The sequence below is a fragment of the Mesobacillus sp. MER 48 genome, assembly GCF_023714225.1.
In the GTDB taxonomy this organism is placed as follows: Bacteria; Bacillota; Bacilli; order Bacillales; family Cytobacillaceae; genus Mesobacillus; species Mesobacillus oceanisediminis_A.
Genome location: NZ_JAMAUR010000003.1, coordinates 247,495 through 266,205, shown reverse-complemented (window position 1 = coordinate 266,205; position 18,711 = coordinate 247,495). Strand labels below are relative to the sequence as shown.

Below are 18,711 nucleotides of genomic sequence, written 5' to 3'. Positions count from 1 at the left end.
ATGGAGTGGAAAGGGTTACCTATTGTAATTTTCGGTAGCGGGGGAATATCTAAAGAAACATACTATATTATAGAAGAAATAAATTTTAATAACAATACTAAAGTATATGATTTTCTAGGATTTATTGAGGATAATGAATCTAAAATCGGTGACGAAGTGATAAATGGTTATAAAGTTATAGCAAGTGATAATAACTTTGAAGAGTATACAAAAGATTTTGCTCTTCTTGGCGTTGTTATTCCAATTGGCACTCCAAAGGTTAAATCGATTATATATAATGGCATAAAATCGATAGAAAACATTGTATTTCCTAATATTATACATCCAAATGTCAAATATGATAAAAATTCTGTTTTGATGGGTAAGGGGAATGTATTTGCAGCGGGTGTATCTTTAACATGTAACATTAATATAGGGGATTTTAATCTTCTTAATTTAAATGCTACTGTGGGCCATGACACAAAAATCGGGGATTTTAATGTTATCAATCCTCTAGCTGCTATTTCAGGAGATATTAATTTAAGTAATCTATGTCTAATTGGAACAGGTGCAAAGGTACTACAACAATTAACAATAAACAATGGTGCTACTGTAGGAGCAGGGGCAGTAGTTGTTAAGGATGTTGAGGAGAAGGCAACTGTTGTAGGAGTTCCAGCAAAAAAAATAAAATCTTAACTTAACTAAGGAGAAATGATGGGTAATAAGGTATTTATAATTGCAGAAGCAGGAGTTAATCATAATGGTGAAATGAAATTAGCCAAACAACTAATTGATGAAGCTGTTAAATCTGGAGTAGATGCAATTAAATTTCAAACATTTATTTCCGAAAAAGTTGTTTCCAAACATGCAGTGAAAGCAGATTACCAAACTAAAAATACTTCCAGCTCTGAAAGCCAGTTGGAAATGGTTAAGAAACTTGAATTATCCTTTGATGATTTTGTTAAGTTACGTGAATATTGTAGAGTAAAGGGGATTGAGTTTCTCTCTACAGCATTTGATTTTGAAAGCATTGATTTTCTTAGTGATTTAGACATGAAAACCTGGAAGGTTCCGTCTGGGGAAATAACGAATCTTCCATATTTAATAAAAATTGCAAAACTTGGCAAACCAGTTATTCTTTCTACAGGTATGAGTAATATGGATGAAATTCATTCTGCTATTAATGTTCTTAAAAAATATGGGGCTGGAGAATTAACAGTGTTACACTGCACTACAGAGTATCCCACTCCATTTGAAGATGTTAATTTATCTGCTATGAAAACTATAGAGAAGGAATTTGGCGTTGCGGTTGGTTATTCTGATCATACAAAAGGTATAGAAGTACCAATTTCAGCTGTAGCACTGGGTGCAACAGTTATAGAGAAGCATTTTACTCTTGATAGAAATATGGAAGGACCAGATCATAATGCTAGTCTAGAACCTGATGAACTTAAAGCCATGGTAGATGCTATTAGGAATGTGGAGTTGGCATTGGGTAATGGTGAAAAAAAACCCGCCAAATCTGAAGTTAAAAATATGGAAATTTCTAGAAAGAGTATCATTGCTAAATCTTCCATTCAAAAAGGTGAGGTTTTCACTGAAGAAAATCTTACTGTTAAAAGGCCAGGAAATGGTATAAGTCCAATGAAATGGTTTGAGGTAATTGGAAAAACTGCAATAAGAGATTTCGAAGAAGACGAGTTGATTGAAATATGAAAAAGATAAGTGTTCTGACAGCTACTAGGGCAGAGTATGGTCTACTAAAACCAATAATAAAAAAATTGAACAATGTTTCAGAATTTGATGTACGTGTAGTTGTAACTGGTGCCCATTTGTCTCCAGAATTCGGGTTAACATATAAAGAAATCGAGAAAGATGGTATTTCAATTGATCAAAAGCTAGAGATGCTCTTAAGTGCTGATACACCCGCAGCAATTTCTAAGTCAATGGGCATTGCAATGATTAGTTTTGCTGATTACTTTGAGCAATTAAAGCCAGATTTATTAATTGTTCTGGGAGACCGGTATGAGACATTAGCAGTCAGTACAGTAGCAATGAACCAACGGATACCTATTGCTCATTTATATGGTGGGGAAACTACAGAAGGTGCAGTAGATGAGTCGGTTCGTCATGCAATTTCTAAATTAAGTTATTTACACTATACCAGTACTGAAGAGTACAGAAATCGGGTTATACAACTCGGTGAACATCCAGATAGAGTGTTATGTGTTGGGGCCATAGGAATAGAAAATATCCTTAACGAAAGATTAATGAGTAAAAGTGAATTAGCAAGTTCAATTAATTTTAATCTAGATAGACCCTATGCAATTGTAACTTTTCATCCTGTTACTCTGGAAGATAATAATACTGAAAAACAGATGCAAACACTACTAGAGGTATGTAAAACATATCCAAATATGAATTTTATTTTTACTAAAGCAAATGCAGATAGGAATGGTAGAATAATTAATCAGATGATTGACTCTTATATAGAAGAAAATCAGAACGCTAAAGCTTTTACTTCATTGGGTATGACTAGATACCTAAGTGCTTTAAAATTTGCATCTATGGTAATTGGAAATTCATCAAGTGGTTTAGTAGAAGCACCGAGTTTTGGAATCCCTACTATAAATATTGGAGACCGTCAAAAAGGCCGAATACAAGCTGAGAGTATAATCAGTTGTGAGCCGAAATTCTTGTCTGTCAAGAATGCGATTGATTTAGCTTTAACTGATGAATTCAAGAATCGTGCTAAGAGAGTGGTTAATCCTTATGGTGATGGTAGGACTTCAGAAAAAGTAGTATCATCTTTAAAAGAAGTTTTACTGGAAAATCGAATTGAATTAAAGAAGAAATTTCACGATCTGGGGTGAGGTAAGGTGCGCAATCTTGCTATTATACCAGCAAGAAGTGGCTCAAAGGGTTTGCGTGATAAAAATATATTATCTTTAAATAACAAACCACTTATAGCATACACAATTGAAGCTGCAAAGTCCTCTAATTTATTTGAAGAAATATTTGTCTCAACCGACTCAGAAGAATATGCCATCATTGCTCGTCAATGGGGTGCGAAAGTACCTTTTTTACGTAGGGAAGAATTATCTTCCGATACAGCATCTTCATGGGACGTTGTTAAAGACACAATATTAGAATATGAAAAGGCTGGAAATCATTTTGATACTGTTGCCTTGCTTCAACCTACATCACCACTTAGAAAAGCAGAAGATATTAGTAAGGGTTATGATTTATTTCGTGAGAAAAAAGCGAATGCAATAGTATCGGTTTGTGAAGCTGAACATTCTCCATTATGGTGTAATACTTTGCCAGAAGACAAATCACTAAAGAATTTTATTAATAAAGAAATAGTAAGTTCCCCTCGGCAAAAATTACCTTCTTTTTATAGAATTAATGGGGCACTATATCTAGTTAAAATTGATTATTTAATGAAAACTACTAGCATTTTTGATGAAAAATGCTATGCTTTAGAAATGGAAAAACAGAATTCTATTGATATAGATGATATTTTTGACTTCAAAATTGCCGAAGCATTAATATCTTCGCCCATTAAAAAATGAAAGAAAATATAATATGTCTTATATTATGAGATTTTTTAAAAATAAGCTAATAAGAAATTCTTTAATTTATACTCTAGGGTCCATGATAACACCGTTGGTTGGATTAATCATGTTACCTATTTTCACTAAATTTTTGGACCCGTCAGAATATGGGGTTATGGTAACAATTCAAACCTTGGTTGGCCTTCTGCAACTTTTTCTCGTGTTATCATTACATGGGGCTATAACAAGGTTTTATTATGATTTCGTAAATGATGATGAAAAAAGTAGAGAATATTTAGGCTCCATATTTACTTTTGTGGTGATTCTTGCTTCGATTTTGGCAATAACCCTAATAATTTTTAGAGACACTATAGGCGGGGTGCTTTTTAAAACTATTTCTATAGACCCATATTTCTATTATCTTGTAGGATTAGCCTGGATACTAGGAGTTTCATCATTACAAATGGCTTTAATTAGAGTCCAAGAAAAGGCAGGTCTGTTCATTCTAATAAATATTATTAGAGAACTTTTGATAATGATAAGTACAACTTACCTTATTATGGGTAAAGGTTGGGGAGCGGATAGTGCATTAATCTCTCAGTTTACAATTAATATAATTGTTGTTCTTTTTACATTTGGTATACAATTGAAGTTTTTTAAACTTTCATTAAATGTCAATCATATTAAACGTAGTTTGATCTTTAGTATTCCATTAATACCTCATGTGGCAAGTAGTTGGATTATTAATTCTTCAGATAAGGTTATATTAGAAAAATTTGTTCCTATTGCTGAAGTAGGGATCTATTCACTAGCAGTACAGGTGTCTATGGTGCTAGTTTTATTTTATTCAAGTATAAATAATGCAATAGTCCCGCAATATACTAGGTTAAGAACGGAAGGTAAAGAGGAAATTGCTAGTAGAATGTTAAAAAAATTCTCCTATATTGTTATATTTTTTGGGATAATTTCAATTCCAATTGCTATATATGCGATAAAACTCTTTGCTTCAAAGGAATATTATAGTGCAATTAGTATAATCCCTTTTTTGCTTGTGGGAAAAGTTTTAACAGGTTTATACTATATACCAGTAGCAAAGCTATTCTATGAAAAAAAGACAAAGGCAATAGCAATGAGTAGTACCGTCTCAGCAGTAATAAACGTATTAATAAATCTTGTACTTATTCCTTTAATAGGTGTATCTGGAGCTATAGCTTCAACTATGGTTTCAGAGTTATTAAGATATGTTTTTATTTTTAAAGCAAGCAAAAAAAGTTATAGTATTTGAATATAAATGACGCCCATTTGGGGCGTTTATCTTTTATATATCTGTTAATTATCAGTTTTAGTCAGTTTTTACTTTATTAGATACATTAATAAGCTAAAAAATAATAAATAGGAGATTGATATGGGGTTGAATATAAGGAATAATAATTTTAGAAATACACTGGTTTTCTTTTTTTTAACCTTAATATTTTTTAATGTTTTTGGACTGGCAAATATTTATCCTTGGAGAGAATATGGACAAATTACTGATAAATTAACTTTACTTTTTTCTTTACTGCTTTTTCTTTATATTACTTTTTGTAAAAGTACCTTTAATCGTGAAGTTTTGGATCTTGAATTAGCTTTCGCCTTATTTGCAGGAGTATATTTATTCAGTCATATATATAATAAAAACTTTGAAAGTAATATTGCTTTATTAATATTATTATCAACTTTTGTGTTTATTATTACTTTAATGAAAATAAAGTGGGAAAACGTCCATTTAATAGTATTTGGACATATTTCTATGGTTTTTGTAATGTGGTTCTTTATCCACTGGATTTATTCAGGTACACCCATGGTAAGATATATGGCGATATTTAATAATTCGAACGTATTAGCAATTTTCTTATTTTGTCTTTTATACTTTAAGATCGTCAATTTACATTTTAGTAATAAATGGTTAAAGCTTTATTTTTTTACTGGGCTATTATTAAATATATTGTTAATATATTTTTCAACTTCTCGAACTGTGTTAATATCGGTAGTAATTGTTTTCCTTAGTATCCTAGTATTATCAATTTCTAAGAAAATATTTTCATTCCTATTTTATTTTGTAATGAGCATGAATTTGGTTTTCGTGACGTTGTACTTATATTTTGCTGATTCACCCTATTCAAGTTACTTAAATATGTTATCCATGCAATATGTTCATAAAAGGTTCTTTACTGGAAGAGAGGAAATTTGGGGAGCAGTTTTTGAATTTGGTATTTCCTCACCATTAATTGGACATCGGGTAGGAATACAGTTGAAAGAGTATTTGAAGAATTCATTATATGACCATGCTCATAATCAGTATTTACAAATACTAGTTGAGTCAGGATTTTTAGGTCTCACAGTCTTTTTGATTATTTTATATATGATTTGGAAACAGTATTTAAAGAACCTAGATTCACATCTTGTAAAATGGTCTGCAAGTTTTTTTATTGCAATTCTCTTTTATCAAAATATAGAACTTTCATTATTTATACACTTTCCTTCAATTGGCTACCTACAATGGTTAATAATATCCATTGGTGTAAGTAGTGCAATAAGAGATAAATCAACTAAAAGACTACGATTATAAAATTATGGAACCTATTTTCTTTATTGGAAATAGGTTTTTTTAGTAAAAACGCATAGGGTATTTATGGAAATTGAGAAAAACTATAGAGAAATTTGTCGTAATTTGGTAGATTAGTAATGGACATGAATTAAAGGGAGGAATGATATGAGGAAATTTATGACTCAGTACTCCGTTTCTATAGTTTTGTGATTTCAGAGAAAGCTTCTATTAAAGTTACAAATAGAAGCTAAGGTAACGGGAAGAAAAAAGGTCTTAGAAGTTCTTGTATTTTGAAAGGGTATATTATATATCTACTTTACTCACAAATCCAAGCTAGCTTCGATTATATCTTCAATGGAGTGTTTAACTTGGTCAAGAACAGTTATTTAAGGCTAAACATTACATGGGGGAACAATTTGTGAATAAAGCAAAAAAGGTAAGTGTGTATTTTTTGATTCTTCTATTAATGCTTCAGTATGTGCCTTTCCAGGCAGCAGCTAATACTTTGACTGAAGAATCGATTACACAAGAAGAGCAGAGAGTTGTTGTTTTTGCGGAAGAAGTCGGCGGAGAAGTTGAGCTTTTAGATTCTGATAAGATTACTATAGTTTCAACTATTCCTGATGATACAGAAGTTACTGTTTTACAGAATGAACCGGAATTCTCCCAAATCTCATATACAGTAATAGAGACTGATGAAGTACTGGTTGGTTATGTAAAAAATGAATATCTAATAGATTCTGCCCAGGCTGATGAGTTTAGAAGTGACCGTAATCAAGAGCAGACGGCACCTGTTGAGCCAGCAGATGAGGTAGTTTCTAATGATAGTGAACAACTTCTAGATACTGGAAGTACTTCAACTGAGGAATCTGTAACTGGTGAACAAACTCCAGAGAGTCTGCCGGTGGAGGAGAATCAAGTTACTGAGAACTCTTTAAGTGAAGAGCCGGTTACTTCAGAAGTTGTGGTTAATGAACCTGCTGTCTCCGAAACCCAAGAGGTTGTAGAAAAAGAGGTTGTTCAAGAAACTGAGGTTGTCGAGGAAGAGAAAACAGTAGAAAAGGCGCCTCGTTTAATGACCGCGAGAAGCTTGACTACGTTTTCCACTCAAGAATCAGTTGAGAAAGAAGAAGCAGCCACTTTGGCTGTTGCAACCGTGCAGGAAAGCTACACTAGCAAACTGGGACATATTAAAAGTTCTACAGCTAAAATTCATACGAGCTTGAAAAATGGTGCTTCATCTTTCACTGCTGGATCAACTTACTTGAATACGGTATATTACATCAAAAAACAAGCAGTTAAAGATGGGCAGACTTACTACTTAATTAGTAAACAGCCAAGCTATACAACTGGAGTTGTTGGCTGGATCAACGCTTCAGATATCTCCACTCACACTCATACAGGAGTTGACAAGCAGTCTAAGACTTTCTATATGAAAGGGTATGGAAAGGCTTATACGAAAGCTTGGGGCGGATCAAAAGATGTTGTATACGGCAGTCTTGAATCCTATCAATATAACCAATTCAACGTGAATTTAACCGAAAAGGTTGGCAGCAATACTTGGTACCGTGGCACATTGCATGGTAAAACAGTATGGGTTCATTCGAGCTATGTGACTACAAAAGAAGAAAGCTATACAAGCCGCCTGGGTCATATTCGTAGTACTTCTTCCATTTTTTATAGGGATTTAGAAGATTTATCAACCGGCTTTAGAGCAGGTTCAACATACACGAACTCTGTTTACTATATCAAGAAGCAGGCAGTCATGAATGGACAAACCTATTTCTTGGTTAGTAAGAAGCCAAGTACAGTTGACGGAGTAGTTGGCTGGATGAATGCTAGGGACATGTCAACCCATACTCATACTGGCGTAGATAAACAATCTAAGACTTTTTATTTGAAGGGAAATGGTCAAGCTTTTGACACTGCTTGGGGCGGTTCCAAAAACTTAGTATATAGCAATCTAGGTCAATATAAATATACCCAGTTTAAAGTCCACTTAACCGAAAAGGTTGGTAGCAATATTTGGTACCGTGGTACATTGAATGGGAAAACGGTTTGGATTCATTCAAACTTTGTAACAACAAAGGAAGAAAGCTATACTAGCCGTTTGGGTCATATCCGAAGTACTTCTTCAATTATTTATAAACGCCTGGATGACTTGTCCACTAGATTTACAGCAGGATCGACATACACAAATAAAGTGTATTACATTAAGAAACAGGCTCTAATTAATGGACAAACTTATTACTTGATCAGTAATAAGCCGAGCGCTACCGATGGAGTAGTCGGCTGGATCAATGCGTCTGACGTTTCCAGCAATACCCATTCCGGGGTAGATAAAAATGCGAAGACTTTTTATCTTAAAGGATATGGTAAAGCGTTTGATACCGCATGGGGCGGATCAAAAAACGTTATACACAATGATTTATCACAATTTAAATACAATAGATTCGATGTACATTTAACTGAAAAAGTAGGCAGCAATGTCTGGTATCGTGGGACCTTGCATGGCAGAACAGTATGGGTTCATTCAAGTTATGTGACAACGAAAGAAGAAAGTTATACAAGTCGCTTGGGACACTTGAGAAGCTCATCTTCAAGAATCTATAAGCGTTTGGATGACCTGACTACTGTATTTAATGCTGGATCTACTTATACGAATACTGTGTATTACATTAAGAAACAAGCTGTCATCAATAACATCACTTATTACTTAATCAGCACAAAGCCAAGCAGTGTTGATGGAGTTTTAGGATGGGTTAACGCAGCTGACATTTCAACGAATACACACACTGGTGTTGATAAGCAAACGAAGACGTTTTATGTAAGAGGGACGGGCCAGTCATTTACTAAAGCTTGGGGTGGATCTAAGGATTTAGTTTATAACCTTTCTGGTCAAAAAAATAAACTGTTCAAAGTAAATCTTACAGAAAAAGTCGGAAGCAACATCTGGCACCGAGGGACTTTAAGCGGTAAAACGGTTTGGATTCATGAGTCTGGTCTATATACGAACAAGGAAACATATTATAACCTTACTTTGAATGATGCGTTAGCAATCCAAATGAATGCTGCGCCTCAAACGGATAAGGAATATAATGCATATGTTTCTAAAGAGTTTATCGGACCAGATAACAAGGTAACAGCCGATGTTCTGAATGTAAGAGGTGGTCCTTCTTCCTCAGCCTGGAAGCTTGGTAGCTTAACAAAGGGAACAACTGTTACAATCCTGGGCGAAGTTGACGGATGGTATCAAATCAAATATACAGAATATCGTCAATGGGTGAATGCTAGTCCAACTGATGTATTACATTATTTGAATCCGAAAAACTTTATCTATAATGCGACTCAGCAGTTCCAATTCCTTGATCTTTCAAAAACCAGTGGTGTTTCTGCTTCCATTTTAAATAATTATTTAAAAGGAAAAGGAACTTTGGAGGGACAGGGACAGGCATTTATTGATGCTGGCCGGATCAATGGAATCAATGACCTTTATTTAGTGTCTCACGCGTCACTTGAGACAGGAAATGGAGAATCAACATTGGCTCAGGGTGTTATGTACAATGGTGTAAAGGTATATAACATGTATGGTGTTGGTGCTTATGATTCTTGCCCGATTGATTGCGGAGCTAAGAAAGCCTATGATGAAGGCTGGACAACTCCATATAAAGCCATTGTAGGCGGAGCTAAATTTATCGGTAATGGATATATTAACAATGGGTTAAATACTCTCTATAAAATGAGATGGAATCCAGCGGCAATGTCTTCAACCGGTACTTTTGGAAAACAATACGCAACAGATATTGGCTGGTCTTCAAAACAAGTATCTACTATGTATAATCTATATCAGCAAATTGGCGGATATACATTGTATCTGGATATACCAGTTTATAAGTAAAAATAAAAAACACATTACTCACTCCGAGTAATGTGTTTTTTGTAATTAAATTGGAAATTGTATAAAAAAGATTTCATCCTCATGCTTTTTTACCGATATAGAAAAGTAGAATAGTAAATTGATATACAACATGAGGAGGAATTATGAAAAAAACAGTCATCATTGTCGTAACAATATTATTTTTTTCATCGATATTTCCATCGCAATTACTTGCTGAAGGACCAACTGTACAAGTACAGGAAACTCAAACTCAAGAGGCTGATTCAGTACAGGAAGAGCCAGTCTTAGAAAAGGAACATATAGAATCACCCATTTCTAGTGATATTTCAAGTGAGAATAATGAGGTAAAGGATTCCAGTCCTGAAGAATTAGAAACTAAGGAAGTCTCTGAATCGACTGACGTAACTGTAGAAAATAAAAGTGTAAACGAAGAGTACAACGAGTTAGGAGTAAAAATAGGGATAGAAGTTTATGGAGAAGACATCAGTAAACTTTCTGAAGCGGAGTTGCAATACATACCGCAAGGCTGGAGAGATGGCAACTATGAAAGTGAGCATAAGAAAGAGGGACAGGTACAGAAAAAGTCTTTCCTTATGATGGCTGCCTATCCTAATTTAAATAGCTATATTTTTCAAGAGAATCTTGCTAGTGTGAAAACAGAGTATAGTCATAAAAGTTCTTTTCCTAAATTTCCCTATCGTTATGGGGCAGGAAAGGTTGAGGGTGTAGTTGCTCATGAAACGGCAACTGATGGGTCAACTATAGATGGGGAAATTAGCTATATGACCAGAAATTATAACAATGCATTTGTACATGCCTTTGTGGACCACTCTCGAATTATTGAGATCCATCCAACAGATTATGCTGCATGGGGAGGGGGACGTTTCGCAAATCAAAGGTTTGTTCATGTAGAGCTAGTGAGAGTAAACAGTTTTGACCAATTTGCCCGATCCATCAATAACTATAGTAGTTATATTGCATCCCTCTTATATAAATACAATCTAAATGTTACTAGTGCAGAGGCAAGCGGACAAGGTACGCTCTGGTCACATAAAGCTGTTGCTGTGTATTTGGGAGGTACGGACCATGTTGATCCGCACGGATATTTTCAAAAATGGGGTTATAACTGGAACGAATTCGTTAAGCTTGTGACAGTAAAATATAATAAATTAGCAATCAAGAAAAGTGATGTTAGTAAGTTAGGTCAGATTAAAAATAGTAATGGTGTTATTTATCAAGATCCAACGAATCCATATTTGCCTACAAAACAAGCTTCATCCTATACAAATTCAGTTTATTATATTAAACAGGAAGCAAAATTCAGTGGTTCTACTTATTACTTATTAAGTGAAAAACCGAGCAGCAAGGATGGAGTCATTGGATGGGTTCATTCAAAGGATCTTGTAGCTTATGGTCACATTGGCGTTGATAAGAATTTAAAACGTTTTGTTGTAAAAGGTACTGGCAAGGCCTACACCAAAGCATGGGGTGGATCAAGTGATATAGCATTAGATAACTTGACTTCTTTTGCCGGTTTAGAATTCTCAGTAGATTTGACAGAATCAGTAGGAACTAACGTATGGTACAGAGGTCTACTGAATGGAAGAAAAGTTTGGATCCACTCAAGCTACTTGTCTGTTAATGTAGTGCAAAGAGCTGCAGATTTGCTTGGGCACTTAAAGAATACAGAGGTGCGCATCTTTAAGCAGCTGGACAATCTTTCGGGCTTCAAATATGCAGGGACTCAATATAGTAACCAGGTTTATCAAATAACCAAACAAGCAAATTTGAATAATGAAAACTACTACCTTATAACTAATCCAATCAGCCGGGCAGCAGTTGGCTGGGTACGTGAAAAAGATACCTTAGCTAATGCATTTGTAGAAATGAATTACAAACTACAGACAGTTTATCTTACAGGTGAAGGCAGTTTGTACAATAACGTTTGGGGTGGTCCGAAAAATGTAGTTATTGCTAATTTGGCGAACTTTGTCGGTCGTGAGTTTAAACCTGATTTAGTCGGAAATGTAGGCAATGAAATTTGGTATCGAGGCTCTTTTGAAGGTAAGCGAGTATGGATAAATTCCCGAAACCTGACGATTGCTCCACAAACCAAAACAAGTATGCTCGGTAAAATCAATAATAGCAATGTGAAGATTCATAAAACCATCGAAAGTTTAGAGAATTATACAGTAGCCGGGAACCAATATATTAATACTACTTTTTATATAAAGAAACAGGTATTGGTAAATGGTCAGTTATTTTACAGTATTAGTAACGAACCTAGCTATGTTAAAGGAATTGTGGGATGGGTAAAAGCAGAGGACATAACTGCACTGACGCACCAAGGTGTTGATAAAAAGTCAAAAACATTTTATATAAACGGTAATGTTACAGGGTACAGTAGAGCATGGGGAGGGGGAAAGGATGCAATTTATCAAAAACTTTCCCAGTCAAATGTACAATTGTTTGAAGTTCATCTGACAGAAAAAGTTGGAAACGAGACATGGTACCGAGGTCGAGTGAATGGAAAGACGTTTTGGGTCCAATCGTCTAAGGTAAGTTCATTACATGAAAGTAAAACTAGTAAACTTGGCCACTTGAGAAATAAGGCAGCTAAGATTTATAGAGAAATAGGGAATGAATCTTCAAGTATTCCTTTTGGAATTAATTACTTGAATACAGTGTACTATATCAAAAAGCAAGCAGTTATAAATAATGACGTTTTTTATCTTATCAGTAGAGAACCAAGTTCTGTTAAAGGGATTGTTGGATGGGTAAAAGCAGGAGATATATCGGTCCACGCGCATATAAGTGTGAAGAAATCCTCCCAATTATTTGCTATTAAGGGTACTGGAAAAGCGTACAATAAAGCCTGGGGTGGCTCAAAAGATTTAGTTTTTCCTAATCTTTCTCAATTAAAAGGTGACCTTTTTAAAGTTAACTTAATCGAGAAGGTAGGAAATAACACTTGGTATCGGGGGAGTTTGAACGGGAAACAGGTTTGGGTGCATTCTTCTTATGTAACCACGAAAGTTGAAGCAGCAACAAGTAAGCTCGGACACCTTCGATCTTCCAATGCGAAAATTTTTAAAAGATACAGTGATTTGTCGTTTTATAGGACTGCGGGAAAGGCTAATATGGATTCTGTTTACTATATTAAAATACAAGCATTCATAAAAGGCAGCTTATACTACTTGATTAGCAGAGAACCAAGCAGTATTAAAGGGGTAGTCGGCTGGGTAAATTCAAAAGATCTGTCAACTCACTCACACTCTGGATATTCTAAAAATAATAAAGTGTTCTACATGAAAGGTTCCGGCAGTGCATATAAAAAAGCGTGGGGTGGGTCCAGGGATTTAGTTTACAAAAGATTATCATCTTATAAAAATAAAGTGTTTAAAGTTCATTTGGCTGAGAAAGTAGGAAATAATATCTGGTATAAAGGAAGTTTAAATGGAAAGGTAGTATGGATTCATAGTTCATATCTAAAGTCGAAGTAATTGTTAAAACTGGTTTTTTCGGGCTCCTATTAAGGAGTCCGTTTTTTATAATTCTGTAAGTCAGAAAACCCTATGAATATACCAAAATTCAAAAGTCGGACTAGCACTGTGCTAACTTGATAATAGAAATAAAAGGGTGTATATTGTATAATGTGTTTTACTACATCCATATACAAATTAACTTGAAATACAACACAAATTGACAAGATCTTGCTTTAAATATTCAGTTAGATTAACAAAAAGGAGTGGGTATTGGTGATCTACGCGGAAATTCTTGCTGGAGGTAAAGGAACAAGAATGGGCAATATTAATATGCCTAAACAGTTCCTGACTCTTAATAATCGTCCCATTATAATCCATACAATTGAAAAGTTCTTGTTAAATGATCGATTTGACAAGATTATTATCGTTTCTCCGAAAGATTGGATTAACCATACTAGAGATATTATGAAGAAGCACATCGGTGAAAATGATCGTCTCGTAGTTGTTGAAGGCGGTAAAGACCGAAATGAATCCATCATGAGCGGAATTCGATACATTGAGAAAAACTTCGGCCTAAACGAAGATGATGTTATTGTTACGCATGATTCTGTTCGTCCATTCCTTACACACCGAATTATTGAAGAAAATATTGATGCGGCTCTTAAATTTGGGGCTGTGGATACCGTTATTGAAGCAATCGATACGATCATTCAATCTGAAGATGGTGAGGTTATCTCAAATATTCCCGTTCGTGACACCATGTACCAGGGACAAACACCTCAGAGCTTTAATATTCAAAAATTAGTTGAATATTATAATGCTTTAAGTGATGAACAAAAAACGATTTTAACGGATGCAGCTAAAATCTGTGCGCTTAACGGAGATAAAGTTAAGCTTGTAAGAGGAGAAGTATTTAATATTAAGGTCACTACTCCTTACGATTTAAAAGTTGCTAATGCCATAATTCAGGAGCGGATTTCAAAATGATTAATCAAGTTTACCGTTTAGTCTCTCCGCGGCAGTTTGAAGTCACCTACAAGGACCGTTCCCTGCAGTCAGAGTATGTTGTCGTTCGTCCTACTCATCTTTCTATCTGCGCAGCTGACCAACGTTACTATACGGGGACTCGCGGCAAGGAAGCTATGGCGAAGAAATTACCAATGGCGCTTATTCATGAAGGCATAGGAAAGGTGGTTTATGATCCTAAGGGGGAATTTAAGACGGGTACAAATGTAGTGATGGTTCCAAATACCCCCACTGAAACGGATGAGGTCATTGCCGAAAACTATTTAAGATCAAGTAAGTTCAGATCTAGCGGTTATGATGGGTTTATGCAGGATTATGTATTCCTGAATCGTGACCGGTTAGTTGAGTTGCCAAATGATATAGATCCCTATGTATCAGCCTTTATTGAATTAATTACAATTGCTATGCACTCGCTTGTACGCTTTGAAAACAGAGCGCACCATCGTCGAAATGTTTTTGGTGTATGGGGTGATGGTAATCTCGGATATATCACAGCTCTTATGCTTAAAAAGCGTTATAAAGACAGTAAGGTTATTATTTTTGGAAAGAATCAGTATAAGCTTGACCATTTCTCGTTTGTGGATGAAGCATACCAAATTGATCAAATTCCTGAGGACCTGCTGATCGATCATGCATTCGAAGCTGTTGGCGGAAAAGGTAGCCAGTATGCAATTAATCAGATAATTGACCATATACAGCCGGAAGGCTCAATCTCTATTATGGGTGTTTCAGAATACCCGGTTGAAGTAAATACACGAATGATTCTTGAAAAGGGTATTACGGTAATTGGGAGCAGCCGCAGTGGCCGTATTGACTTCCAAAATACAGTTGATTTCATGAAGGAGCATTCAGAGTTTGTGGACCGTTTGGGAACTCTTGTTGGCGATGTTCATGAAGTTCGAACGATTCAAGATATTATTGATGCGTTTGAGAAAGATTTGACTTCTTCATGGGGTAAGACAGTCATGGAGTGGAAGATTTAAATAAGTGTTCTGAACATGAGAAAGGCAGGATTAAACTTGTGAGTTTAAAGATGATTCCCACTATAATAGTGAAATACTTAATCCGCATGACCTTTTTCATGTTCTCTTTTTTGCTTCCTGTCAATAAAAATAAAATCACCTTTGCTTCCTACCGTTCGGAGAGCTTAGAGGGCAATCTTCTTTATCTTTATTCCGAATTAAAAAGCAGAGATGACAAATATCAGACTGTTTTCCTGTTTAAAAAATATAATAGTTCAATTTATGGGAAACTGGACTATGTCCTACATATGCTGAAAGCGAGCTATTTACTAGCAACATCTCGATACTTTATTATTGATGATTATTATTTCCCGGTTTATGTGATAGAGCCGCGGAAAGGAACAGATATAGTTCAATTATGGCATGCGGCTGGCGCTTTTAAGAAGTTTGGTTTTAGTACTGTTGGCAAGTCTTTTGGTCCGAGCAAAGACTACCTTAAACATATTGAAATCCATTCCAATTATACGAAAGTCTATGTAAGCTCTAAAAATGTTATCCCTCATTATGCAGAAGCGTTTGATATGGAGGCGGGTAACATTTTTCCTTTTGGACTTCCTAGAACGGATTTCTTTTTTAAAGCTGGGGTAAAAGAAAAGATGATGAAAAAGTTTGCACATCATTTCCCTCACCTGTTGGATAAAAAGCTGATTTTATATGCCCCAACATTTAGGGGCAGCAGCCATTATCAGGAAGCTTTTGATTGCCCTATTGATATATCTGCTCTTAAGGCTTATGCCGGAGAGGAATATGCCTTATTGATTCATCTACATCCCTATATGCGTTCAGGGTTGAAAATTAAAGATGAAGATCAAAGATTTGCCAGTCAAATCCATGGAGAGATGACGATTGAAGAATTGCTAGTCATTACTGATTATCTTGTTACTGATTATTCATCCATTATTTTTGATTATAGTTTATTGAAACGTCCAATTGCATTTTTTGTGCCGGATTTGGAAGAATATATTAACGAACGAGATTTTTATTATGACTTCGACGATTTTATTCCCGGGCCTAAGTTTACTGATACAGCAGCGCTTGCCAAATGGGTTAAACAGGAAAGTCATGATTTAGACAGAGTAGCAAACTTCAGTGAGTATTTTTTCGAGTACTTAGATGGAAAAGCTAGTGAACGGATTGTGAGCCATTTGCTCTCAAGGAGTAATTGAAATAAGTAACTTAAAAGGGGATTAACTTAATCCCCTTTTTGTAATTATCTATTTAAATGAGGAATTTTGAGAGATAGGAGCATTATAAATGATCTCAAGAATTAAGCGGAAAGTTAAAAGGGTTGTTTTTCGAAAGGATCCCGTGGTCACTTCTAATACCTATGAAAGTGAATTAGGGACGGATTTACCAGTAATGGTTGATGAAGAAAGAATTATCATCCGAAAAGAGAATTTAGGGGAGTCGCTGCCGATCATTAATGAAATGGCAGGTCTTGAAGAAAAGCTTATACCAAGACGTAAAGTTACCTACTTAAAGTGGAATGGACCGATCATGACTGTGAGGGGTTACTTTTATTTAGAGAATTTTCCCATGAAAGATGAAGACTTAGTCAAGAAAAGACTGGTTTTGCTATCTAACACAGGTATTAGAATTATTATTCCATTAAGGGATATTCCTGTAGAGTATCTAAACATTGAAGATAAAATAGATGAGAAATACCGTTGGGCAGGGTTTGAAGGAAAGATTAACTTTGCGACTATTGATGAGAAAAACCGTCCACTGCCTGCAGCGGAATATAAGGTATACATCGAGACTGAAGTTCATGTGTTAGGTGATCAGCGTTATAAAAAGATTTTTCCTCTTGGAAATGTCCAGTCATTCCTGGATAAGGGCTTTCACTCTTCCAAGATGGAATATTTTACGGCAACAAGAGAAATGAAATTCAACTTGTTAGCGACCTATGATTTACCAGTTAAAACACTAAAAATCACGTCTTCTAAATTAAAGGATTTTGACCCAAGAGAAATGAGTTTGGATGCTGAGGAGAATAAAGCTGGTCTTTTTCATCGATTCTTCCAAACAGCAGGTTTTAGGCTCTTATACAAATGGTATTCTTTGCGTCCGATTAAAGAAAAAAAGGTCTTATTTGCTTCTGATAGTCGTTCGGATATGAGTGGCAACTTCCAATTTGTTTATGAAGAAATGTTAAAAAGAAATCTGGATTTGGACTACCGTTTTATGCTAAAAAGCGGGGTAGGCGAGAAGAAGACTTTTAAAGAAATTAAAAAACTTGCTTATCACTTAGCAACATCAAAATTCATTATTCTGGATGACTTTTATCCTATGGTTTACCCTTTAACAATACGTGAAGGAGCAGAACTCATTCAATTATGGCATGCTGTTGGGGCCTTTAAAACATTTGGTTTTAGTAGAATAGGACGGCCAGGAGGCCCTTCGCCAAGATCAAGGAACCACAGAAATTATACTAAAGCAATTGTCAGTTCTAAACATGTAGCGAAGTATTATGCAGAAGGTTTTGGCATTGAAGAGGATAAAGTAATTCCGACAGGGGTACCTAGGACCGATATTTTCTTTGATGAAAACTATAAAAAAGAAGTACAGGCACGTTTGTATGAAGAGTTTCCATTCCTTCGTGGTAAAAAGGTTATAACTTTCGCTCCAACTTTCAGGGGAAATGGACAGCAGTCAGCCCATTATCCGATGGAAGTTTTAAACTTGGAAAAGCTATATAAAGAATTAAAAGATGACTATGTATTTTTATTTAAAATACATCCATTTGTAAAAAATGATTTTAATATCCCTTATCAGTATAAAGATTTCTTTTATGATTTCTCGGAATACCGTGAAATCAACGATTTATTATTTGTTACCGACTTGTTAATTACTGATTATTCTTCTGTTTGTTTTGAATATGCTCTGCTTAATAAACCGATGATATTCTTTGCTTACGACGTTGAAGAATATGTACAGACACGAGATTTTTATTTTGAATATACTTCCTTCATACCGGGACCACTAGCTCGTTCGACTGATGATATCATCAAGACAATCAAAGACAAGGATTTCAAAATGGATAAAATTAAACCATTTATTGAATACTTCTTTGACCAGCATGATGGAAAATCCAGTGCCAGAGTTGTTGACCAGATAATCTTAGGTGAACTGGAGGAAGAAAACTCTTTAAAATAGG

Annotated in this window: 12 protein-coding genes; all 12 read left to right on the top strand. The window is 35.1% G+C overall.

All coding sequences use genetic code 11. The features are described from left to right. On the top strand, nucleotides 1–675 hold the full coding sequence (locus M3593_RS12780; RefSeq protein ID WP_251543148.1) for a NeuD/PglB/VioB family sugar acetyltransferase: 675 nt from the start codon (nucleotides 1–3) through the stop codon (nucleotides 673–675). 15 nt (nucleotides 676–690) lie between these two features. Next, nucleotides 691–1,695 (top strand): N-acetylneuraminate synthase, encoded by a 1,005-nt coding sequence (neuB, locus tag M3593_RS12775; protein WP_483308922.1) that lies wholly within the window; start codon nucleotides 691–693, stop codon nucleotides 1,693–1,695. Beyond that, on the top strand, nucleotides 1,692–2,852 hold the full coding sequence (neuC, locus tag M3593_RS12770) for a UDP-N-acetylglucosamine 2-epimerase (RefSeq protein ID WP_251543146.1): 1,161 nt from the start codon (nucleotides 1,692–1,694) through the stop codon (nucleotides 2,850–2,852). The genes neuB and neuC overlap by 4 nt, the downstream gene beginning before the upstream one ends. Nucleotides 2,853–2,858: 6 nt before the next feature. Further along, nucleotides 2,859–3,554: an acylneuraminate cytidylyltransferase family protein gene (locus M3593_RS12765; protein ID WP_251543144.1), complete on the top strand. Its 696-nt coding sequence runs from the start codon at nucleotides 2,859–2,861 to the stop codon at nucleotides 3,552–3,554. 13 nt (nucleotides 3,555–3,567) lie between these two features. After that, complete coding sequence (locus M3593_RS12760; protein ID WP_353056091.1) at nucleotides 3,568–4,821, top strand: lipopolysaccharide biosynthesis protein; 1,254 nt, start codon at nucleotides 3,568–3,570, stop codon at nucleotides 4,819–4,821. A 120-nt stretch (nucleotides 4,822–4,941) separates the two neighbouring features. Beyond that, nucleotides 4,942–6,144 carry an O-antigen ligase family protein gene (locus M3593_RS12755; protein WP_251543140.1) on the top strand — a complete coding sequence of 401 codons (1,203 nt, stop codon included), beginning with the start codon at nucleotides 4,942–4,944 and terminating at the stop codon, nucleotides 6,142–6,144. Nucleotides 6,145–6,541: 397 nt separating this feature from the next. Beyond that, nucleotides 6,542–10,021 carry an N-acetylglucosaminidase gene (locus M3593_RS24255; RefSeq protein ID WP_251543138.1) on the top strand — a complete coding sequence of 1,160 codons (3,480 nt, stop codon included), beginning with the start codon at nucleotides 6,542–6,544 and terminating at the stop codon, nucleotides 10,019–10,021. Nucleotides 10,022–10,164: 143 nt separating this feature from the next. After that, nucleotides 10,165–13,524 carry a GW dipeptide domain-containing protein gene (locus M3593_RS12745; protein WP_251543136.1) on the top strand — a complete coding sequence of 1,120 codons (3,360 nt, stop codon included), beginning with the start codon at nucleotides 10,165–10,167 and terminating at the stop codon, nucleotides 13,522–13,524. Between the two features lie 255 nt (nucleotides 13,525–13,779). Further along, entirely contained in the window at nucleotides 13,780–14,493 is a 714-nt protein-coding gene (locus M3593_RS12740; protein ID WP_251543134.1) for an IspD/TarI family cytidylyltransferase, read from the top strand. Further along, entirely contained in the window at nucleotides 14,490–15,515 is a 1,026-nt protein-coding gene (locus tag M3593_RS12735; RefSeq protein ID WP_251543132.1) for a ribitol-5-phosphate dehydrogenase, read from the top strand. Before M3593_RS12740 ends, M3593_RS12735 begins: the two co-directional genes overlap by 4 nt. 38 nt (nucleotides 15,516–15,553) lie before the next feature. Beyond that, on the top strand, nucleotides 15,554–16,720 hold the full coding sequence (locus M3593_RS12730) for a CDP-glycerol glycerophosphotransferase family protein (protein WP_251543130.1): 1,167 nt from the start codon (nucleotides 15,554–15,556) through the stop codon (nucleotides 16,718–16,720). Nucleotides 16,721–16,808: 88 nt separating this feature from the next. Further along, nucleotides 16,809–18,710, top strand: a complete 1,902-nt coding sequence (locus M3593_RS12725) for a CDP-glycerol glycerophosphotransferase family protein (RefSeq protein WP_251543128.1) — start codon at nucleotides 16,809–16,811, stop codon at nucleotides 18,708–18,710. The last annotated feature ends 1 nt before the right edge of the window (nucleotide 18,711 follow it).